The organism is Paenibacillus sp. GM1FR (assembly GCF_002803315.1).
Classification (GTDB): Bacteria; Bacillota; Bacilli; order Paenibacillales; family Paenibacillaceae; genus Paenibacillus; species Paenibacillus amylolyticus.
Window position 1 is genome coordinate 39,955 of sequence record NZ_MKZL01000033.1, and the last position, 20,695, is coordinate 60,649.

Annotated in this window: 23 protein-coding genes; 20 read left to right on the forward strand and 3 right to left on the reverse strand. The window is 42.0% G+C overall.

Annotated elements, in window-relative coordinates; all coding sequences use genetic code 11:
- Positions 1–130: 130 nt before the first annotated feature.
- Genes PAEAM_RS20350 through PAEAM_RS20360 form a run of 3 tightly spaced genes read right to left on the reverse strand, consistent with a single transcriptional unit; the run spans position 131 to position 4,495 of the window.
- The gene (locus tag PAEAM_RS20350) at positions 131–1,096 is read right to left on the reverse strand and encodes a sugar ABC transporter substrate-binding protein (RefSeq protein ID WP_100528757.1); all 966 of its coding nucleotides are present in this window, start codon (positions 1,094–1,096) and stop codon (positions 131–133) included.
- Positions 1,089–2,678, reverse strand: coding sequence for a response regulator (locus tag PAEAM_RS20355; protein WP_243391429.1), 1,590 nt, complete (start codon positions 2,676–2,678; stop codon positions 1,089–1,091). The genes PAEAM_RS20350 and PAEAM_RS20355 overlap by 8 nt, the downstream gene beginning before the upstream one ends.
- Before the next feature lie 5 nt (positions 2,679–2,683).
- A complete protein-coding gene (locus tag PAEAM_RS20360) occupies positions 2,684–4,495 on the reverse strand; it encodes a cache domain-containing sensor histidine kinase (protein WP_100528759.1) in 1,812 nt (603 codons plus the stop codon).
- A gap of 243 nt (positions 4,496–4,738) precedes the next feature.
- On the opposite strand from PAEAM_RS20360, the gene PAEAM_RS20365 reads away from it, so the two are divergent.
- The 20 genes from PAEAM_RS20365 (at position 4,739) to PAEAM_RS20465 (ending at position 20,622) form a co-directional block, all read left to right on the forward strand.
- Positions 4,739–5,761 carry an ABC transporter substrate-binding protein gene (locus PAEAM_RS20365; RefSeq protein ID WP_100528760.1) on the forward strand — a complete coding sequence of 341 codons (1,023 nt, stop codon included), beginning with the start codon at positions 4,739–4,741 and terminating at the stop codon, positions 5,759–5,761.
- Positions 5,762–5,846: 85 nt separating this feature from the next.
- Positions 5,847–7,358, forward strand: a complete 1,512-nt coding sequence (locus PAEAM_RS20370; protein ID WP_100528761.1) for a sugar ABC transporter ATP-binding protein — start codon at positions 5,847–5,849, stop codon at positions 7,356–7,358.
- A 4-nt stretch (positions 7,359–7,362) separates the two neighbouring features.
- Positions 7,363–8,406, forward strand: a complete 1,044-nt coding sequence (locus tag PAEAM_RS20375) for an ABC transporter permease (RefSeq protein ID WP_083657362.1) — start codon at positions 7,363–7,365, stop codon at positions 8,404–8,406.
- A complete protein-coding gene (yjfF, locus tag PAEAM_RS20380; protein WP_017689006.1) occupies positions 8,396–9,370 on the forward strand; it encodes a galactofuranose ABC transporter, permease protein YjfF in 975 nt (324 codons plus the stop codon). Before PAEAM_RS20375 ends, yjfF begins: the two co-directional genes overlap by 11 nt.
- A gap of 109 nt (positions 9,371–9,479) precedes the next feature.
- On the forward strand, positions 9,480–10,532 hold the full coding sequence (locus PAEAM_RS20385) for an ABC transporter substrate-binding protein (RefSeq protein ID WP_100528762.1): 1,053 nt from the start codon (positions 9,480–9,482) through the stop codon (positions 10,530–10,532).
- A gap of 221 nt (positions 10,533–10,753) precedes the next feature.
- Positions 10,754–11,818 carry a polysaccharide deacetylase family protein gene (locus PAEAM_RS20390; protein WP_100528763.1) on the forward strand — a complete coding sequence of 355 codons (1,065 nt, stop codon included), beginning with the start codon at positions 10,754–10,756 and terminating at the stop codon, positions 11,816–11,818.
- A gap of 190 nt (positions 11,819–12,008) precedes the next feature.
- The gene (locus tag PAEAM_RS20395; protein WP_100528764.1) at positions 12,009–12,539 is read left to right on the forward strand and encodes an AAA family ATPase; all 531 of its coding nucleotides are present in this window, start codon (positions 12,009–12,011) and stop codon (positions 12,537–12,539) included.
- Between the two features lie 95 nt (positions 12,540–12,634).
- Entirely contained in the window at positions 12,635–12,787 is a 153-nt protein-coding gene (locus PAEAM_RS32640; protein ID WP_353957571.1) for a DUF952 domain-containing protein, read from the forward strand.
- A complete protein-coding gene (locus tag PAEAM_RS20400; protein ID WP_243391414.1) occupies positions 12,777–13,262 on the forward strand; it encodes a GNAT family N-acetyltransferase in 486 nt (161 codons plus the stop codon). The genes PAEAM_RS32640 and PAEAM_RS20400 overlap by 11 nt, the downstream gene beginning before the upstream one ends.
- A 12-nt stretch (positions 13,263–13,274) precedes the next feature.
- On the forward strand, positions 13,275–13,805 hold the full coding sequence (locus PAEAM_RS20405) for a P-loop nucleotide/nucleoside kinase family protein (RefSeq protein ID WP_100528766.1): 531 nt from the start codon (positions 13,275–13,277) through the stop codon (positions 13,803–13,805).
- Positions 13,806–13,853: 48 nt separating this feature from the next.
- Positions 13,854–14,321 carry a DUF2691 family protein gene (locus PAEAM_RS20410; RefSeq protein ID WP_100528767.1) on the forward strand — a complete coding sequence of 156 codons (468 nt, stop codon included), beginning with the start codon at positions 13,854–13,856 and terminating at the stop codon, positions 14,319–14,321.
- 703 nt (positions 14,322–15,024) lie between these two features.
- Positions 15,025–15,381, forward strand: coding sequence for an NIPSNAP family protein (locus tag PAEAM_RS20420; RefSeq protein WP_100528768.1), 357 nt, complete (start codon positions 15,025–15,027; stop codon positions 15,379–15,381).
- 23 nt (positions 15,382–15,404) lie between these two features.
- On the forward strand, positions 15,405–15,902 hold the full coding sequence (locus tag PAEAM_RS20425; protein ID WP_100528769.1) for a GNAT family N-acetyltransferase: 498 nt from the start codon (positions 15,405–15,407) through the stop codon (positions 15,900–15,902).
- A 2-nt stretch (positions 15,903–15,904) separates the two neighbouring features.
- Entirely contained in the window at positions 15,905–16,447 is a 543-nt protein-coding gene (locus tag PAEAM_RS20430) for a GNAT family N-acetyltransferase (RefSeq protein ID WP_100528770.1), read from the forward strand.
- Positions 16,444–17,013 carry a P-loop NTPase family protein gene (locus PAEAM_RS20435; protein WP_100528771.1) on the forward strand — a complete coding sequence of 190 codons (570 nt, stop codon included), beginning with the start codon at positions 16,444–16,446 and terminating at the stop codon, positions 17,011–17,013. Before PAEAM_RS20430 ends, PAEAM_RS20435 begins: the two co-directional genes overlap by 4 nt.
- Positions 17,010–17,468 carry a GNAT family N-acetyltransferase gene (locus tag PAEAM_RS20440; RefSeq protein WP_100528772.1) on the forward strand — a complete coding sequence of 153 codons (459 nt, stop codon included), beginning with the start codon at positions 17,010–17,012 and terminating at the stop codon, positions 17,466–17,468. The genes PAEAM_RS20435 and PAEAM_RS20440 overlap by 4 nt, the downstream gene beginning before the upstream one ends.
- A gap of 155 nt (positions 17,469–17,623) precedes the next feature.
- Positions 17,624–18,091, forward strand: coding sequence for an NUDIX domain-containing protein (locus tag PAEAM_RS20445; protein ID WP_084650137.1), 468 nt, complete (start codon positions 17,624–17,626; stop codon positions 18,089–18,091).
- 354 nt (positions 18,092–18,445) lie between these two features.
- A complete protein-coding gene (locus tag PAEAM_RS20455; protein ID WP_347707894.1) occupies positions 18,446–18,985 on the forward strand; it encodes a GNAT family N-acetyltransferase in 540 nt (179 codons plus the stop codon).
- A 165-nt stretch (positions 18,986–19,150) separates the two neighbouring features.
- A complete protein-coding gene (locus tag PAEAM_RS20460) occupies positions 19,151–20,179 on the forward strand; it encodes an alpha/beta fold hydrolase (RefSeq protein WP_100528773.1) in 1,029 nt (342 codons plus the stop codon).
- Positions 20,180–20,205: 26 nt separating this feature from the next.
- Positions 20,206–20,622, forward strand: coding sequence for a hypothetical protein (locus PAEAM_RS20465; protein ID WP_100528774.1), 417 nt, complete (start codon positions 20,206–20,208; stop codon positions 20,620–20,622).
- Positions 20,623–20,695: the final 73 nt, after the last annotated feature.

Below are 20,695 nucleotides of genomic sequence, written 5' to 3' on the forward strand. Positions count from 1 at the left end.
TTGGGGCGGAGTGGGGTTCATCCTGGATCGGATCATTATGAAGCTAAACCGTAAAGGGTAGAAATAACTACGTGTACGAAAATTAAAAGGGGATGTCCGCCTGTCATCAGAATGACAGGCGGACATCCCCTTAATTGCTTTCTTTCTGATTTATTTCAATGATCCCCGTATCAATAAATTCCTTCACAGGCACACCATCGCTAGCGAGTAACAGGGTCTCCATCATTTTGGCACCCCAGACTCCTTCATTCTGTGAAATAACGGCAGACAATTGACCGTTGAGCAACCCGTTTTCACTAGTCGGGCTATCACCGAACGCGATTAAATGCCGGTTAAGGCCTTTTGCTTTCCAGATCAGGGTAGAGGCAGAGACAGAAACAAAATCGAGCCCGATAATGGCATTGAAGTGAGGGTGAGCCTGAATCATGTTCTCCATATCGGACATGGCTTGATCTTCATTCCCTTGATGATAACGAACTTCCAAGATTTCGATGTCTGTTTCACTGCGGATATAATCAATGAATCCATTAAGCCGCTGTTGCAAACCTTGCATCTCCTCCAAACCATTCTCGACAAGAATCATGCCTTGATTATGCAGAAGTCTTGTAGTCGTCATCGCGAACTGCTGGCCAGTGCGATAGTTATCGGCGCCCACATAAGCGATTCGATGACTGGATGGGACATCTGACTCAAATGTAATGACAGGAATACCCGCAGCTTGGGCTGCATCAATAACGGGTGCAAGTGCAGCAGCATCCACAGGAGATATAGCGATCCCGTCCACATGCTGTTTGATCATATTCTCCATGATACGGATCTGTTGTTCGGTATTGGCTTCATCAGGTGCGTTTACAATTAACGTGATATTGTGTTTCCCTGCATACTCCGTTGCATCCTTCGTGATCATCTCATAGGTTGGATACGTCATTGGATAGATAATACCGAAAGTTTTGCTCGCTGCAGTTTTGTCTACAGGTGGAGTCGCAGGAAGTGTTGCATCCATCTGCTGTGGGCGAATGTGTGCCGAACCGGATGAAATGATCATCGGGAACAGAAGGATTAGTGTAAGTAAAAGTGCAAATCTGGCTTTATTCATACATTGACTCTTTTCTCATATCTGATGGTCTGGCCTGCGATTCCTCGGTTCCTTGAGTGCGGTATTCTCTTGGCGTAAAACCGGTTGTTTTCTTGAATATATTAGAAAAATAGTGAGAATCGTTGTAACCAACTTTGTAAGCAATCTCAAAGGTTTTGTTGTTGGTTGTTTTCAGCAGCTCCTTGGCTTTGCCGATTCGAATCTGGGTTAGATACTCCGTTATCGTTTGACCAGTTTCTTGACTAAAAATCTTGCTTAGATGACTTGGACTGATTCTGACGTGTGCAGAAATCATCTTCAACGAGACCTGTTCGTTATTGTATTCACGGGATACATAGGCTTTCACCTGATCAATGACATCACTGTATTTTCCAGAGCACGCTGCTCTTCTCTGCCATAACAGGTTAAGCAGGGAACACAGATATTGGGTACAATCCTCCCAGCACGTAATCTTCCGAATCGTCTGTTGCAGGGAAGTAATGTTCTCATCCGAATGGTCACTCATGCGGAAAAACTGATTCGCGAGCCGAAACGACTCCAGCGTAAGATCATTCAACAGATAGAAGCCATATGAGGAGGACTTCCAGTCGAAGGACTGTAATGGAGCGGCAAACTCTTGCACAAAATGGTCACGCAGATTGGGGCTGCCGATTTTGAGAAATTCAAGAAACGAATTCCTGTCGAGAAAAAGAGTCGTTTGCTCATCCAGGTTAATGTCATGTAGAGAAGCTCTGTTCTGAAGGGTGAGTCGATTAATATATTTATCCTCCTCCGCTTCCAGATACGAGACATGAATTCCTTGCAGCCGCTCCTGTTGACTGCCAATGCCCAGAATAATATTACATTTGAACGTATGCTCAAGTTCCATACGAACCCGCCCGCGAAGCTGCTCCAGATATACGGATATGCTGTCATCGGAGTGATACTTGAGCAGAAGCACCAACTCGGTCCGGCTTCGAATATAAGGAAGAAGTTCGACGTGGGGATCACGAGTTTCCTCCAGTATGGGAAGCAGCTTCTTCATCAGGGATTCCGGGTCCCGGGAGTCATCTGTTAATCGAAAGTCGATAATGACAATTGTATAATACCGGGCCGAGAGTGGAAGTGAGAGTAGTTTGGCTGATTCAATCGCATCGGTTGTACCGATGAGTCCTCCGCACAGATCGGCCAGCAGTTTTTCTTTGGTGATCGTCCGGTTTGTCATGCGTTGATGTTCTTCATCCATTTGTTTGCTGACCTTATGAAGCATTTGGATTAGCTCTGCTGCACTAATGGGCTTTAGACAGTACTCGGTCACACCAAGTCGGATAGCCTCCTGGGCATAGCTGAATTCATCATGACCGCTCATGATAATGATTTTGATATCAGGTTGTTGAGTGCGAACGATGGAGGTCAGTTCCAATCCGTTCATAAATGGCATTTTGATATCCGTAATTAGAATATCCGGAGCCCATTCATGAATTAAAGGTAACGCAAGCTCGCCGTCGGGTGCATCCCCGCAATAGTGAAAACCTTCCTTTTCCCAATCGATGCAGCTCCGTATATTCTCCCGAATTCCAATTTCGTCATCCACAATCATCACCTTTTTCAACGGTTAACCTCCTTGCTTTTGGGGATACGAATCATAAATGTGCTGCCTTCCATATAGGTACTTTCCATTTCAACGCCATAAGCTGGTCCAAAATAGAGTCGAATCCGGTGATGTACATTGAGCAGACCAAATCCGCCTTCCTGCTCGTCATCTTGGGGTGAACGGGAACCGGCCGGCTTCTCCAGCTCTTCACGTAATTGTGCCAATCGATCCGCAGACATGCCGATTCCGTTGTCTTGTACGGTGAGAATGATGCTATTGTCCTCTACATATCCGTGAATGGATATCAGCCCTTGACCGCGTTTGTTCTTGATCCCATGGTAGAGCGCGTTTTCAATTAGGGGCTGCAGCGTCATTTTCAAAATGGGATAATCCTGAAGCTCACGATCAACGCTGATCTCGTAGGTGAGAATATCGTGGTACCTCATCTGTTGAATAACCAAGTAACTCCGCGCATGTTCAAGCTCGGTTTGAATGGATACCCAGTCGAATCCTTTGTTCAGACTCAAACGAAAGAACTTCGAGAGGGCTTGCACAAGTTTGATTACATTTTCTTTTTTCTCTGCTTCAGCCATCCATAGGATGGATTCCAACGTGTTATAGAGGAAATGAGGGTTGATCTGAGCTTGCAGCGTACGTAGTTCAGCTATTTTCACCTGTTCATTCTCTCGAATGCTCTTTTCGATTAGCATTTTGAGCTTATCCAGCATCACATTGAAGCTTTTGCCCAGATCAGCAATTTCGTCCGAGCCGTGTGGTGTGACTTTGGCTTCCAAGTAACCGTTTGCAGCTTTACGCATCTTGTTCATCAGAATCCGGATGGGAAGAATCAGTCGATTATTCAGGAAAAAATATAACGATATCGCAAAGAAAGCACTTAACAAAACCGTAATGATGATCAATTGGCGAATGCTATTGGCCTCTGCAATGATTTCCTGATAAGGAGCTACCCCGATCATTTTCCATCCGGTCTGTTTTGAGGTGCTGTATACAACAAACTGGGGCTTGGATCCTGCAGACAGGATAAAGCTGTCGTGCTGTAGATGTAAAGGGACCGATCGGATCTGATCCATCATGGTTATGGATACCGGGGTGACATCCGGCCTGAAGAGTGTATTTCCGTATTGATCACTAATATAGAAAAAACCGGAATCCTTAATGGGGGTATTCGTCAAAAAATCATCAATGAATGAATCATTCAAATCAATCACTATGAACCCGATGACCTCATGCGTAATTCGCTCTTTGACCGTGGTTATAATTGAAAGCGCATTCTGTTTAGGGTAAGCAAACCCATCCAGCCTGTTATATTCCGCATAGGCTGCAGAATGAGGGATGCGCAGAATGGCATCCGGATACTGTATCAGATACTTGAAGTACGGGTTACGCAGCGGATTTCGTTCCAGCTTGAACACGCCTTTTCGTTCACTTATGCCTTTTCCATAAAAATTCACGAATGAGATATTAAGTACCTTGTCATACTTGTAGGTTTCCCGATAAAGATTGTATGTCTGAAGGATGGCTTTGGCTTCTGGGTAGGACTCCGATTGAGAATACAAGTATTGAAGCACTTGCGGGTTCTTGCCCAGTTCGAGCAGCCGTTCCGTATCCTCAAACAAGATGTCAATGTTCCTGGCAAGCTGGTCGGCAACCAGCTGTGTCGAGGCCTTGTTATGATTGGATACGACAGTATAGGATTTGTGGTAAGAAATCAATCCAACCACGATCAGTGGTACTGAACTGAGGATGATAAACATGCTGAGTAATTTAAGCCTGAGGCTTGAAGCAATCCATTGAATGAGTTTCAACGTATTCCACTCCATCTGAAGGGATCAAAAATGTATCATTAGTATAACATGATTTTCTAATATGTAAGAGAATCGCTAAATACTACACAATTAAACAAAGAAATTACACTTTTTAAACTCCATTTTTTGAAATTACTAAATTATTACATAAATAAAGTATGAGACTCCATATAAGCTCGGAATGAAAGCGTTCTATAATGTGGTCACACCACAAGGTGAAACGAAAAAAGGGAGGATCACAACATGCGAACCAAAAAAAAGTGGGGACTTGCCATAACATTGGCTATGGTGATGCTGGTCAGCACGGCATGTAGCAGTACCAATGGAGGAGCAGGCTCCGATAATGAAACTTCAACGAGTGGGAATGGCAGTACACCTGCCAGCGCCAAAACAATTACGCTTGGTTTTTCGCAGGTTGGTGCGGAGAGTGGCTGGCGTTCGGCGAATACCAAGTCGATTCAGGATTCAGCCAAAGAGGCGGGTTATGATTTGAAATTCTCCGATGCGCAGCAGAAGCAGGAAAATCAAATTAAAGCTTTGCGATCCTTCATACAACAGAAGGTGACGGTGATTGCTTTTTCCCCTGTTGTAGAATCCGGTTGGGATACCGTATTGAAGGAAGCGAAGGATGCAGGAATTCCCGTGATTTTGACGGACCGTGCTGTGGATTCGCCGGATAAAACCCTCTACAAAACCTTTATTGGTTCCGACTTTGTAGAAGAAGGACGCAAAGCAGGTCAGTGGCTTAGTGACCAATACAAAGACACACAAGACGAAATCAACATTGTTGAGCTGCAGGGTACAACAGGCTCCGCACCAGCGAATGACCGTCAAGAGGGCTTTATGGAATTGATTGCTTCCAATTCGAAGCTTAAAGTGATTGCTTCACAATCGGGTGACTTTACACGTGCCAAAGGCAAAGAAGTCATGCAAGCTTTCCTCAAAGCACATAAAAAAATAGATGTTCTCTATGCACATAATGACGATATGGCACTTGGGGCAATCCAGGCCATTGAAGCGGCAGGATTGAAACCAGGCGTAGATATTACCATTATCTCTGTGGATGCCGTGAAGGATGGTATGCAGGCTGCTGCTGATGGCAAAATCAACTTTATCGTTGAATGTAATCCGTTGTTAGGACCTCAATTAATGGAAGCGGTTCAATCGGTAGTGGACGGGAAAGATATCGAACCCCGAATCGTTACGGATGAGACGACCTTCACATCGGAGCAAGCCAAAGAAGCATTGCCATCACGTGAATATTAAAAGCAGATTCGTATAACACCGAAAAGTCATTTTTCGACCAGGCTGTCGCTAAATGACTTTTTTCCATAACAAAGGAGAGGGTTATATGGCCGAGCAAGCACCCATTTTGCAAATGACAGGCATCACCAAACAATTTCCCGGGGTTAAAGCGCTATCCAGCGTCAGCTTTCGCTTGTTTCCGGGCGAGATTCATGCCTTGATGGGTGAGAACGGAGCGGGGAAGTCGACGCTTATTAAAGTTCTGACCGGCGTTTATTCCATTGACGAAGGAACGGTAACCATGGATAACCGGGATCTTTCGATCTCCGGTCCGCTTGAAGCGCAAAAGGCGGGAATCAGTACCGTTTACCAAGAGGTCAATCTCTGTCCAAACTTAACGGTTGCAGAGAATATTTTCATCGGTCGGGAGCCGATGCGATTTGGCAAAATCAATTGGAAGCAAATGAACAAAGATGCGGAGAACCTTCTGCGAGATAGATTACATCTGTCCATCGACGTTAAGGCCCCTTTACAGACCTATTCGGTCGCGATGCAACAACTGATTGCAATTGCAAGAGCACTCAGCATCTCGGCAAAAGTGCTCATATTGGATGAACCCACATCCAGTCTGGACAAAAACGAGGTTCAGCAACTGTTTCGTATTATGCACAAATTAAAGAGTGAAGGTCTCGCAATTCTTTTTGTTACTCATTTTCTTGATCAGGTATACGAAATGTCGGATCGTCTAACGGTGCTCCGTAACGGGGAATTGGAAGGAGAGTACATAGCCGCAGAACTTCCACGCATGGAACTGGTTCTCAAGATGATCGGCAAGGAACTCGAGGTGCTTGAGGAGCTTCCGAAGGAAGCGGATGCTGCCCAGGCGGAGTCGGGAGAACTGTTAATTACCGCTAAGGCACTTGGACGCAAAGGAGCAATTGAGCCATTTGATCTGGACATTCGCAAAGGAGAAGTCGTGGGCTTGGCTGGGTTATTGGGGTCTGGTCGTACCGAGATCGCTCGCCTTTTCTTTGGTGCAGATCGTTCAGATGTAGGCAAGCTGCTCGTAGTAGATACAGGAAGTACGGTCAAGTCGCCGCGTCATGCAATTGATCAGAATATTGCTTTTTGCTCCGAGAACCGTAAAACCGAAGGCATAATCGATGATTTGACTATTCGGGAGAACATTATTCTGGCTTTACAAGCGACACGAGGCTGGTCCAAACCCATCTCACGCAAGAAACAGGATGAGATCGCCGAAAAGTACATCAACCTGTTAAATATCCATCCGAAAAACCCGGAGCATTTAATTAAAAATCTGAGCGGCGGTAATCAGCAAAAGGTGTTGCTTGCACGGTGGCTGCTGATGAACCCCGATCTGTTGATTCTTGATGAACCTACGCGTGGAATTGATATCGGTGCAAAGACTGAGATACAGAAGTTGGTGCTCTCTCTGTCGAAGCAGGGCATGGCCGTGCTGTTCATTTCGTCCGAGCTGGAAGAAGTGATTCGTGTCAGCCACCGGATTGCCGTAATCCGGGACCGCAAAAAAGTGCAAGAACTTAGCGGGGATCAGATCCATCAACAGCAAATCATGAAAGCAATGGCAGGAGGTTAAAGAGATGGCGGGCAAGATGCGTAAACATCATTTGTTTTGGCCGTTATGTATGCTTGGTTTACTTTTAATCTTTAATTTGCTGTACTCTCCGGATTTCTTCTCCCTCGTCATGCGTGAAGGGAATCTGTATGGCAGCTTGATTGATATTCTCAATTTTGGAGCGCCCTTAATTCTGGTATCGATCGGTATGACACTGGTGATTGCGACCGGAGGTATCGATTTGTCCGTGGGCTCCATTGTAGCGATCTCCGGTGCCGTGGCTTGTATGAGCATCAGCAGAGGAGTGGATCAGAGTTCGCTCTGGCTTGTGTTGGGTGCACTTGGATTATCTATAGGTCTCTCACTGATCTTGGGCATATGGAACGGGGCGCTGGTTTCGGTTGCCCGAATCCAGCCCATTATTGCAACGCTTATTCTGATGGTAGCTGGACGTGGGATTGCGCAATTGATTACGAGTGGACAGATTATTACTGTATCCAACGCGAATTACGCCTATATCGGGGCAGGTTCGCTTGCAGCATTGCCTTTTTCCATCTTCATCGTATTAACTGTGCTGCTAGTTGCCTCATTGTTGACGAGAAAAACGGCACTGGGACTGTTTATCGAATCGGTTGGAAGTAACGCAAACGCGAGCCAACTGGCAGGTATTCGTTCAAAAACGGTTATTCTTACGGTATATGTCTTCTGTGGTCTGTGTGCCGGCATTGCCGGGCTTATTCTCAGCTCGAATGTATCCAGTGCGGATGGCAATAACGCAGGTCTGTGGTATGAACTTGATGCCATTCTTGCTGTAGTCATCGGGGGTACCTCGCTCAATGGTGGTCGTTTCTATCTAATGGGTACCGTCGTTGGAGCACTCATTATCCAAACCTTAACAACGACGATCTATATGATTGGAGTCCCGCCAGAAGTTACGTTGGTTGTCAAAGCCTTTGTTGTACTGGCCGTTTGTTTGATTCAATCCGATTCATTCCGCAATTCCATGGTGATCCGTTGGAAAAAACGGAAGTTTCCAGCCGAACAGGGGGTTAACCGCCATGTTTCTTAATCGTAAGTATCTCCCGGTCTTTGTCACCTTCGGTTTGCTGGCCGTGATGTTTGCCATAGGCTCTTTCCGGTATACGGGGTTCTTTTCCACACAGGTACTGCTTAATCTTCTCATTGATAACGCATTTCTGATTATCACGGCAATTGGCATGACTTTTGTGATTGTATCGGGAGGAATCGACCTGTCGGTAGGATCTGTCATTGCGCTAACGACCATCATTAGCGCAAGTCTGGTCGAGAAGCAAGGATGGTCGCCTGCGATCGTTATACCTATGGTGCTTGTCATGGGTGCGTTGTTTGGCACAGTCATGGGGGCGATCATCCACTATTTTAAAATTCAGCCTTTCATCGTGACACTGGCAGGCATGTTTTTGGCGCGGGGGCTGTGTTATGTCATCAGTCTCGATACCATTACCATTACGAATCCATTTTACACACAGGTTGCGCAGGCGAAGATTTCCCTGCCAGGGGGCAGCTTTGTCTCCATTAATGTGATTATTGCTCTGGTCATTGTACTGCTCGCGATCTACCTGGCACATTACACCCGGTTTGGGCGCAACGTTTACGCCATCGGCGGAAGCGAGCAATCCGCGTTGCTCATGGGACTGCCGGTTGCACGTACCAAAATCCTGGTGTACACGTTCAGCGGTTTGTGCTCCGCGCTTGCCGGTGTTGTCTTTACCTTCTATATGTTATCCGGTTATGGATTACACGCCATGGGTCTTGAACTCGATACCATTGCCGCTGTTGTAATAGGAGGCACCTTGTTAACAGGTGGTGTAGGATATGTGGCGGGAACCTTTATTGGTGTATTGATCCAGGGGGCTATCCAAACTATAATTAGCTTCGAAGGTACGCTCAGCTCATGGTGGACCAAGATTGTGATTGGCCTGATGCTGTTTGTTTTTATTTTGTTCCAGCGACTTCTTAGCGGGCGGCGAGTATCCTCGAAATCACTGCATTAAGTTGATCGAATTAAATGATATTGAACACGGATACCGAAACAATGATATAACAATATGCGCTCTGCATTGCTGAATGCTGAGCGTAACATGGAGATGGGGGAATACGTGAGTGAGAAGACATGTGAACTGGTTGTGTTTGTTCATTCTACTGCTGCTTGTCGGCTGCACAACCCCTGAGTCTGAATCTGTTCCTCCTCCCATCTCGTCTAACAACTTCGAAACTCTTCCCTCCGTTGAGGAATGGATGGAATCAGCAGTAGCAAGGGATACCTCTACGAAACCGATTGTCTTGGGTTTTTCACAACTGGGCAGAGAGAGTGCCTGGCGTTTGGCAAACTCCACGTCTATTCGGAATGCTGCGGCTGAATCGGGAATCTCCCTTGTAATAAAAAATGCAGAACAGTCTCAGACGAAACAGTTCGAGGCTGTTCGGTCGTTCATCAGGCAAAAGGTGGATGTGATTGCCATTGCACCGGTCGTGGAATCGGGCTGGGATGCTATCCTTCAGGAGGCCAGGGATGCAGGTATACCCGTGATTATCGTAGACCGGTCAGTTGATGTCAAAGACACTTCACTTTTTGTGACAACGATTGGATCGGACTTTTATGAGGAAGGTGTGAAGGCTGGGAAGTACATTCAGGATCGGATGCGAAATCATCCGGGTTTGATACGGATTGCCGAACTGCAAGGCACGAGTGGTTCTACACCCTCTATCCAGCGTGGCGAGGGATTTAGAAGCATTTTCGAAACCAGAGCAGATATCATCTTCTCACAAAGTGCTCCTGCCGATTTTACGGAGGACAATGGGAAACAAGTCATGAAAGAATTCCTTCAGGTCCCGGAAGACAAACGGCCGCAGGTTCTTTTTGCCCATAATGATGAAATGGCTTTTGGCGCTATACAAGCGATAGAAGAAGTTGGGCTGAAGCCGGGAGAGGACATTATCATTGTCTCGGTGGACGGCTCCCGCAAAGCACTTGAAATTCTGGCGAGTGGGAAAATCAACGCTGTGGTGGAATGTAACCCGCTGCTTGGTCCTCAGCTTATGCAGGCTACAAAAGAAATTATTGCAGGGCGTACACTCCCGAAGCGCATGGTGCCCCCGGAGGACATTTTTACACAGGAGAGTGCTAGACGGGAGATGTACAACAGGCGATTCTAGAATTCGTGAAAAAAATAGAATATTTTGGATTAAATTCAATTTACTTTAAATAAACTTATCGTTTATACTGAACTCACCTTGAACTAAAAGCTCTTCTCTATGAGAAAGGACGTAGCGGATTACATACTTTTGAAAGCGCTTTTTTCGAGGGGTGAGAGTTCGATAAAGAGAGGGAGTGTAGAAGGTAGTATGCTGTGAATATATTATGAGGAGGTAATTTTATGTTCAAAGTTAAGCTGGCAAAGGCGGTAATATCTCTCGCACTTTTCGGTACCTTGTTTTCTATTCCGGGGGTGCCTGATGCTCGTGCTGCAGATGCAAGTTGTCCGAATGGTTATGTAGGTCTGACGTTTGATGATGGCCCATCTGGAAATACAACAAACATGCTTAACGCGTTGAAGCAGGCTGGCTTACGGGCAACGATGTTCAATGTTGGACAAAATGCACAAAATAATAAATCTCTGGTTTCTGCACAAGTAGCAGCTGGTATGTGGATTGGCAATCATTCCTATACACATCCAAACATGACTACATTGAACAGTTCTCAGATGTCGTCAGAGATTACTCGGACACAACAGACGATCCAGTCTATTACCGGAAGTTCACCTAAACTGTTCAGACCTCCTTACGGTGCGACAAATGCGACCTTGAAATCCGTTGTGAGCCAAAACGGTCTGAAGGAAGTACTGTGGAACGTAGATTCCCAAGACTGGAATGGTGCCAGCGCAACCCAGATTGTAGCAGCTGTGAATACGATGAAAAGTGGTGACGTCATACTAATGCATGATCAGTACCAGACGACACTTCAGGCCATTCCGCAGATTGCACAAAATCTGAAGAATCGCGGCCTTTGCTCCGGGATGATCTCATCAACTACCGGTCGGGCAGTCGCACCCGATAATAGCACTACCAATCCCCCGAGTAACGGAACAAAAGTGGAAGCTGAGAACATGATCAAAGGTGGACAATACACCGGCAATATCAGTTCTCCTTTCAATGGTGTGGTCCTTTATGCCAACAATGATTTGGTTAAATACACTCAGAATTTTGCAACGAGCACTCATAATTTCTCGCTTCGTGGAGCTTCAAACAATGCCAACATGGCTAGAGTTGATTTGAAGATTGGCGGACAGACGAAGGGAACCTTTTACTTTGGCGGAAGCGCTCCAGCGGTTTATACCCTGAATAATATCAGCCATGGGACGGGAAATCAGGTCATTGAGTTGGTTGTAACAGCCGATGATGGGACATGGGATATATATATCGATTACTTGGAAATACATTAACAAGCTAAGGTTGATTGAAAAATAATGCACTATAATGAAATCCCGTTGGGTTGACCCAATGGGTTTTCATCATGTTTTTTGCCATTTTGTAACACAAAAGTGGAAGGAAAACATTTATAATGGATGAAATTGTATATGAGAAGAATTGTTTCTATTGAAAAATTTCATTGAATGGGAGTGAAAGGATCAAATGATTATCATGATTAACGGAGCGTTTGGTTCGGGAAAAACTTCTGCAGCTGAAGCACTTCAGCCCTTACTTGCAAACAGCATGATCTACGATCCTGAAGAAATAGGATATATGCTGAGAAAACTTCTTCCGGAGAATTGTAGAGAGGAAAGGGAACGTACGGATGATTTTCAAGATATCGATTTATGGAAAATTTTAACCGTAAAGACGGCAAAAGAAGTAAAGCAGAAATACAACAGACACTTAATTATCCCCATGACCATCTATAAAGAGGAAAACTTTCATTACATCTATAACGGGTTGAAAGAGATCGATCAGGACATTCATCATTTTTGCCTTACGGCTACAGAAGAGACGATTTATCATCGTTTGGCTAAACGTGGAGATGAGTATGGAGGCTGGCAGTATCAACAAGCACCAAAGTGTGTTGAAGCTTTCAAAGATGAAAAATTTCAAACTCGCATTATTACCGATCATCTGGAGACTAGTGAAATCATAGAACTCATATTGAGGAAGGTCCTATCCAAATAATTATCATTTTTGATTAAGGAGGATTTTAGGATGATGATTGTACATGTACTCTTAAGAAAAGAGTGGGAAGCCGCGTTGATTAATGGGATTCTAAAATAAAGTCAGAAGCTATATGGGAAGATCTGTATAATGAAGGCAGGGAATATCCTCATATTTACGGTGAATTAAATCTAGACGCGGTATTTCATACATATGATGAAGAAATGAACAGAAGAGGATGGAACCTAATTGACGACAGTGACTTTTGAAGAGGTAACCGAACAGCACCTCCCTGAAATTAGAGAGATTTATAACTATTATGTAATGAATACAACGATTTCGTTTCATACGGAGGAATTAGATATTGATCAGATTAAATCCTCAGTGATGAACAAGGATACGCGGTATAAAACTTATGTAATTCTTGAAAACAATCAAATGATGGGTTATGTTCTGATCACCCAGTATAAGAGTAAACAGGCATATGACATTTGTGGTGAAGTCACCATATATTTGAAGCCCGATATTTTGGGAAAAGGCTTGGGGAAACAAGCACTACGTTTTATTGAGAAGATTGCAAAAGAACAAGGATTCCATTCGTTAATTGCGACGATTTGCATGGAGAATACAAGAAGTAAATCCTTATTTGAGAGAAATGGTTATGAACAATGTGCTCTGTTTAAAGAGATTGGATATAAATTCGATAGAAAACTGGATATTGGAAGTTTCCAAAAGATATTGTAAGGAGAATACGAAATGAGTAGAAACCTGTATATTATATCTGGACCCCCTGGAGTAGGGAAATCTACAACTTCCAAGCTGCTAGTTCAGACTTTAGATAAAAGTGCCTACATTTCTGGAGATACGGTTAGTCACTTTCCGGTCAAAGGGCGAGGTAAACCCTGGCTTGATAAGGATACAAACGACTTAACTTGGAAAAATATATCTAGTCTGGTGAAAAACTTATTGGATTATAAATACGATGTTGTTCTGGACTATGTGGCCCTTCCGGAAGACATTGATGGATTAATGACAGAATTGGCAGACTATCATGTTGGCATAATCTATGTTGTATTAATGGTTGATCGTCAAACCATTATTCGTAGAGACCGTCTAAGAGCAGAAGAATATCAAATGAAAGAAAGAAGTATAATTCTGCTGGATGAGTTTGAAAATCATCCGGATCTGAGAGTAGATAACAAGCTGTATACTAATCATTTTACAGAAGCACAATTACCTGAAATAGTAAGTGGAATTATAAATAATGAGAAGTATCGGGTGAAATAACTGCACTGTTATTGTGCTTCGAATTGAAAATGATAAGAGGGTGAACAGATGAACAGAGGAATACGTTTTGAAATACCAAATGCCTATGGTCGCTTTCTTGGGGAGATTTTAAAACCAATGGAAGTATCTAATTTCGATTGGTTTATTGGTGAGGAGGATTCCTATTTCGTTGTTGATGATACGTTAGGAAATGATCTTTTTCCGGATATGATTATGGGTATGAATGGAGAAGAATTACAGAAGATCATTGATAACAACGAGTATTATTTAATATTTTCGAATTTAAAAGCATTTCCAAAAGGCAGCCAAATAACAGATGTAATCACCTATGAAGATTATGTGGAGAGTGAGTGTCAGATGGTTCTTCTTGTAATCGATAGTACCTACGTCACGGTTTATTTTAAAGATTTAGAGAAAGTCGATGAATTATATAATCATATAAATAGACAGGGATTTGAATCTCTCGAATATATAACGGATGAGAATGATACGAGGACTAAACTATCGGTTTGGTGATAAAGGAACATGGGATTAACTGCTAAGGTTTGATAGACCATCCCATGCATACGTTGATATGCATTAGTATAGCGTTGAGTTTAGTGTTAGGGATTAAACGCTAACGAACCTGACACGTCTTATTCGGGAATTTGAAACGCCCTCCGAAATCTAAGGAATCTGAGTCACGCTATACCAGAAAAAATAGCCTTTTGTAGCGTTTTTGTCAGATTATTTTGGAAAATAAGATGTCTCATGTTCCTTACAATTTTAAAAGAGGACGTGAAGGCCGAATAAGATGTCCTGTGTTCCTTAGAAAATCGCCTGGCGATTCGCCAGCATCAGTCACTCTGAACTTCAGCAATTTTCGGACGGTAAGCTGGCACCCATCACTGTTTACTTGCCTGAGTTTGAAGACACGCTCTAGTCCGTTTCCCTATGATATTTGAATGTTTATGAATACGATTACATATTTATGAAGCAGGGGAATTGCCTTGTCTGATTACTATTGGGATGACCAAATTGAATATCTGAGAAATATGCGGTGGCTTTACTATAACGATGATTATCTTGAATTTTTGTTTTTGGTTCAACGTGTACGGAAGATTGAAAATTTAGTAGATATTATCAACTTGGTTAACCTATGCTCCGAACATGAAAATTACATCGGGAATCGTGACGAGATAGGTGTATAGCTTCTATTACTCATAAGGAGGTACAGATGATGATATATCGGAGAAAAACCTATATTATTGCGACTTCTTTTGTAGATGAGTTTAATGCTCTATTTAATGATATTTTGCTGCCATCCCAATTGAAATACGGATCAAGACTTATTGGGAGATGGCACACACCAATCGATGATGAAACTAGCGAAATTTTTGCGATGTGGGAATACGATACTCTTGAACGATACGAAGAAATTGAGAAAAAGATAAAATCAGATACAGAACACGTAAAGCGAGTTCAAGCCCGGTTTGATCAGATTGGAAGACATCGGTATAAAGAAGTATTTCGAGAAGACATTAGGCAAGTGTTTTTCACATCGACAGTAGAGCGCGAACAAACGATTTTGAAGTGAATGAAGAAGGAGTTGAGAGAAAGATGGAGACAGAACGACTTATATTTCGGAAATATACCAAAAATGATTTTGATTTACTTTTTGAGATGACACGTGAGCCAAATATGATGAAATTTATAAGACATGGAGGACCCTGGACCAAGGAAGAAACCATGCAAAGCCTGGAAAAGTTCATCAACTGGAATAAAGATGATAAAGGGCTGTTCCTCGCATTTAATAAAGAGGATAACAAGTTAATTGGAACCTCTGGACTGATTCTTCAAATCATTGAAGGCAATGATGAGCTTGAAGTTGGTTACTGGGTTATAGAGCAATACTGGGGAATGGGTTACGGATATGAACAAGCAAAAGCGTGGAAAGAATATGGCATGGATCACTTGAAGCAGAAAAGATTAATATCTTTAATTCAACATGGCAATGTGGGTTCTATGAAAGTCGCGCAAAAGAATGGCATGAAACACGAGAAGAACGTAGATATAATTGGGAAAAATGTAGCAGTATACTCGATTGAGGTGAAGTGAATATGACTCCATTTCCTGAACTAGAAACCAAAGGACTGCTGTTAAGAGAGATTAAACAGAGTGATTCCCAAGACATATTTCATATTTTTTCTTCAGATGAAGTTACAAGATTCTACGATGTAGAAAGTTTTAAGAATACAAAACAAGCAGAAGAACTCATACAAAGATGGACTGAACGATTCGAAAATGGTCAGGTCATCCGCTGGGGAATTGCTTTGAAATCGGATAACAGAATTATTGGAACATGCGGATTTCATGGTTGGATGAAACAACATCATAAAGCTGTGTTGGGATATGAGTTAGCACCAGAGTTCTGGCGGCAGGGTTACATGACCGAGGTAACTCAGAAAATCGTTGAATATGGATTCAAGAACCTTGAATTAAACAGAATTGAAGCATTTGTCGAACCAGAGAACGCGGGATCAAGGAAGTTACTTGAGAAAATTGGGTTCAGTGAAGAAGGCATATTGAAAGAACATTATTATTGGAAAAATCGCTTTGTTGATAATGTTATCTATGCATTTCTGAAGAAAGAATATGTATGAGAATACGAATTATTGGATCTTGCGGTAGTGGGAAATCAACATTAGCCAAAGAATTGTCGGATAAATACGGTATTCCTTGCTATGAATTAGACAATCTCATCTGGGACAGAAGTGCCGAAAATCTGAGATATCCTGAACATGTTAGGGATGAATCAGTCCAGTCTATTGTCAGTTCAGAAGCTTGGATCATAGAAGGAGTACATTGCAAAGATTGGACAATAGCGTCCATCCAGGAAGCGGATTTGATTTTTGTATTAGCTCCAAATGTTTTCATTAGAGATTATCGGATTATAAAAAGGTTTGTATTGTCCAGAATGGGTTTGCAACCGTGGAATTACAAGCAGTCATTCAAGAACTTATGCAAGATGATTGTGAAATGGAACCATCAATATAATATAGAAGAAGTTATATGTACAATTAACAAAAACCATAAGACTGCAACAATCACGAAGAATAAAAAACAAGCGATACAGTTGATTGAACATCATTTGGAAGTGGTTGTAAGTGAAATTGAAAAGAACTTTAGAATCAAACAAGGATTGTCGAAAGAGGAGATGCAGTGGTGAATATAAGAATACAACCAGTCACACGAGAGAATTGGGAAGAGGCGCTGAAGATCTCTTTGTATGAACACCAAGTCTCATTAGTTCCATCTGTTATTGAGGGGATCGCTTACGCCTATATAAAACCGTGGGATGAAGCATTTGATCCTTACGTACTTGAGATTGATGGGAAGGTATTTGGTTTCTTTTATCTAAGTTATACGCCAGATAGTACAGATAATTACTGGATTGGTGGTTTTCAAATCGATCAATCCTATCAAGGCAAAGGAATGGGAAAGCGCGCTATAAGAGCCATTCTAGATTACATTACGAAACAGCATCCGGTATGCAAGGTTATTTCATTAACGGTTGAACGTGATAACGAAATAGCACAGAATTTGTATAACAGTATGTCTTTCATTAGTGAGAATAGAACCAATTCAGATGATGAAGTGATCTACAGGTTGGAAATAAAATGATAGACTCAACATTTCAGAGGGCAATATATCTTTGTTAACCAAAAGCGAGGATTGATTGCGGTATTCACAACGATTATATCCGATGATAGCTTGTTACCACTTCAATGGTTTAACAATTATATATTGAAAGAATAGTTGTTTATGGGAGAGATAACATGAGCCACTGGTTTGATCTAGATGAACTTGATCCGGAGTTAATCAAATTTGCAGTTGTGATCGCTAAATACAATAATAAATTCATCATTATAAAAAATAGGAAAAGAGGAGGTTGGGAGATCCCAGGAGGCAACAAAGAAATAGGGGAAACCATTTTACACACGGCAAGTCGAGAACTCTATGAAGAGACAGGGGCAGTACATTTCGAATTAATACCTTATGGTGTATATGAATGGAATGGGAGCTTTGGTATGGTTTCTTATGCTGAGGTTAAATTGTTGGAGAGCTTACCGGAGTCTGAAATCGATGAAATAAAGCTTGTGGATGTATTACCTGAAGGGATGAACTTCGGAGATATGTTTTATCGTTTCTCAGACAGATGGGATGGACTTGAGAACCATAAGCTTAAGAAATACACTATCGAAATAAATCATTTGAATGAGTTACCTGAAATTAAAATAAGCTAGTTTTAGTTGGAGGAACTCTGTTTTGAAACTAAAGGAGATGAAAAGAACTAGTGAATAAGAATAAGGGACTCATCATGTCACTATTACTTTTATTGATTTTAATTTTGTTATGGAATTCCTTTCGAACTTCAATTTTTGAAGCAGTTACTGTTCAAAAGATTAGTGAAAATGAAATGACTGTAATTAATTTTAATAATCTTGAAAGAACAATAGCCGTTCCAATGGATATGTCAAAACTAATTGAAGAGAACAAGGAATACACTATTTTGTACGATAAAAGGGTCTTTGATAAATACAGACTTCGATCAATAAAGCCATAGGATCTTAGAAATAACATGGAGAGGAGAGATGGCAATGACCATGATAACGTATAGAACGTTGACCCTTGATGATATGAATCAGCTGCAGGAAATAGATCGCTCGGAACATATTGATCTCATTTATGAAATGAGAGAGAACCGATTGGTTGAACTTGAACAAAATCATGAATGCTCAAACTGGGATGAGATGCTTTTGAAAGAGATTCAAAATCGATATGTGTACGAATTAGAACAAGGTGGCATGGCATATGGTGCGTTTGCTGGCGATCAATTCATCGGATTTGGAGTACTGGCACATCAATATAGAGGAAAAGAACGAAATCAATTACAAGTTGACTTGATGTATGTCTCACGCGGGTACAGAAGACAAGGCGTTGGAAAACGTATTCTAAACGAGTTAGGTGAAGAGGCTAAGAAACGTGGTGCACAGTATCTGTATATCTCCTCCACAGAGACGAAATCAGCGGTATCCTTTTATAGAAGCCAGGGCAGTCAGATTGCAAGTGAGATTGATCAAGAACTCTATGACAAAGAGCCGAAAGATATACACATGATAAAGGAGCTGGGCACATGACAACGGTTGGGATACTTGGCACCATTCATACGTATCGTAGGAGCCGATCACAATTACATCTTCCAAGAAGAGCTGATGATAGAACCCGTTGAATTGTTGTATCCGTTACGATAAAGGAACCGTTGGTAGAATTACAAATGAAACTTATTATTTAAGGAGCATTACATGCGCAAAAAAATACGTAAAACACTCAAATACAGCATACTTAGTATTATTTTAATGGTTATAGTAGCTCTGATATTTCCCACATGGACACCCAAAATTAAAGGTGAAAACAGCATCAGCATGTTAGAGCAGGTCGAAATTAACGGTACAGGACATGAAGTCATGATCAGGGGTGTTGATCGGACTAACCCTATCCTGATTTTTGTGCATGGCGGGCCGGGATGCTCGGAGATTCCATACGTAAGGAAGTATCAGAAAGAGCTTGAGCAACACTTCACGGTCGTGCATTACGATCAACGTGGGAGTGGAAAGTCCTATCACTTTTTTGAAGATTACTCGAATCTCACAACAGATGTATTAGTAGATGATTTGTTAGCGTTAAGGGATTATGTATCTAAGGAGTTAGGTCAAGAGAAGGTTATATTAATCGGTCATTCATTTGGTACATACATCGGGATGAAAGCTGCGGCTAAAGCACCTACTCAGTTTCACGCTTATATAGGCATTGGACAGATGGCTAATACACTTCAGAGCGAACTGGAAAGTTTGGAGTACACGTACGAGCAAGCGAAACAAGCTGGTAATGAAGATGATGTTAAAAAACTGGAGCTAATTCGCAGCTCGATCGAGCAAGGAAAGGAACTTACACCTAGAATTTTGTTGCAAAAGTACGGTGGTGCAGCCAGGCTCATCCATGAGAATAGAGATTATATTTCAGGATTCCTTTTTAATCCCGAATACAATGGGCTGGATATGATTCGCTTTTACTCAGGGATGTTCAGTTCACAAGACATCTTACTGAGGGAAGCATTTGATCAAAATTTACCTGATATTGTTGATCATCTGGAGATTCCTACCTATTTTGTAACGGGTAAATATGATTATATGACCACTGCAAATGCAGCACGTGATTATTTTGACGTATTGGATGCACCGATCAAAGACTTCATTGTATTCAACGAGTCAGCGCATTACCCACAGTTTGAAGAGAAAGAAAAATTCGTAAAGTGGTTAAATGAGCTATTTTAATATGTATTGAGAGGAGCAAGATCATATTGTTAAATGAATTCATTGAGCTTGAAGAAGAGAGTGATGAGAGTTACCGGTGTTACACTCTGCAAAATACTGTGCAGTTATTTAAACATTGCATACAGGATGAGGATTTAAATGAATTTCGAATATATGTGTCCACTTATACACCGTTAGATTCAATTGTTCATAAAATAGAAGATTACATTAAGTGGTTTTCAACTTGTGAGACTGTCTTTCGAGATTATTATGAGAATGAACTTCAGGAAAAAGTACATCAGAATTGGTTTAATGAGATTGAAGTCTATCGTGTGGATATCACATTTAACAGTATAGCCGATTACGGCGCAACAATATCTTGCGGAGATCATATTTTGCGCGATCACATTATGATTATTGATTTTGATAGAGAACAAATCCAAGCAATCCATTTAAACGGATAGATGGATTATTTTGCAGTAAATAGTCACAAAAAACAACAAAGATATCGCTTTATTTTCCATAAATGTGTTATTA

Bases quoted from the DNA above. Each gene is read 5' to 3' on its own strand.
- PAEAM_RS20350 (WP_100528757.1), bottom strand. From the start codon at position 1,096: ATGAATAAAGCCAGATTTGCACTTTTACTTACACTAATCCTTCTGTTC.
- PAEAM_RS20365 (WP_100528760.1), top strand. From the start codon at position 4,739: ATGCGAACCAAAAAAAAGTGGGGACTTGCCATAACATTGGCTATGGTG.
- PAEAM_RS20370 (WP_100528761.1), top strand. From the start codon at position 5,847: ATGGCCGAGCAAGCACCCATTTTGCAAATGACAGGCATCACCAAACAA.
- PAEAM_RS20375 (WP_083657362.1), top strand. From the start codon at position 7,363: ATGGCGGGCAAGATGCGTAAACATCATTTGTTTTGGCCGTTATGTATG.
- yjfF (WP_017689006.1), top strand. From the start codon at position 8,396: ATGTTTCTTAATCGTAAGTATCTCCCGGTCTTTGTCACCTTCGGTTTG.
- PAEAM_RS20390 (WP_100528763.1), top strand. From the start codon at position 10,754: ATGTTCAAAGTTAAGCTGGCAAAGGCGGTAATATCTCTCGCACTTTTC.
- PAEAM_RS20395 (WP_100528764.1), top strand. From the start codon at position 12,009: ATGATTATCATGATTAACGGAGCGTTTGGTTCGGGAAAAACTTCTGCA.
- PAEAM_RS20405 (WP_100528766.1), top strand. From the start codon at position 13,275: ATGAGTAGAAACCTGTATATTATATCTGGACCCCCTGGAGTAGGGAAA.
- PAEAM_RS20410 (WP_100528767.1), top strand. From the start codon at position 13,854: ATGAACAGAGGAATACGTTTTGAAATACCAAATGCCTATGGTCGCTTT.
- PAEAM_RS20420 (WP_100528768.1), top strand. From the start codon at position 15,025: ATGATATATCGGAGAAAAACCTATATTATTGCGACTTCTTTTGTAGAT.
- PAEAM_RS20425 (WP_100528769.1), top strand. From the start codon at position 15,405: ATGGAGACAGAACGACTTATATTTCGGAAATATACCAAAAATGATTTT.
- PAEAM_RS20430 (WP_100528770.1), top strand. From the start codon at position 15,905: ATGACTCCATTTCCTGAACTAGAAACCAAAGGACTGCTGTTAAGAGAG.
- PAEAM_RS20435 (WP_100528771.1), top strand. From the start codon at position 16,444: ATGAGAATACGAATTATTGGATCTTGCGGTAGTGGGAAATCAACATTA.
- PAEAM_RS20445 (WP_084650137.1), top strand. From the start codon at position 17,624: ATGAGCCACTGGTTTGATCTAGATGAACTTGATCCGGAGTTAATCAAA.
- PAEAM_RS20455 (WP_347707894.1), top strand. From the start codon at position 18,446: ATGACCATGATAACGTATAGAACGTTGACCCTTGATGATATGAATCAG.
- PAEAM_RS20460 (WP_100528773.1), top strand. From the start codon at position 19,151: ATGCGCAAAAAAATACGTAAAACACTCAAATACAGCATACTTAGTATT.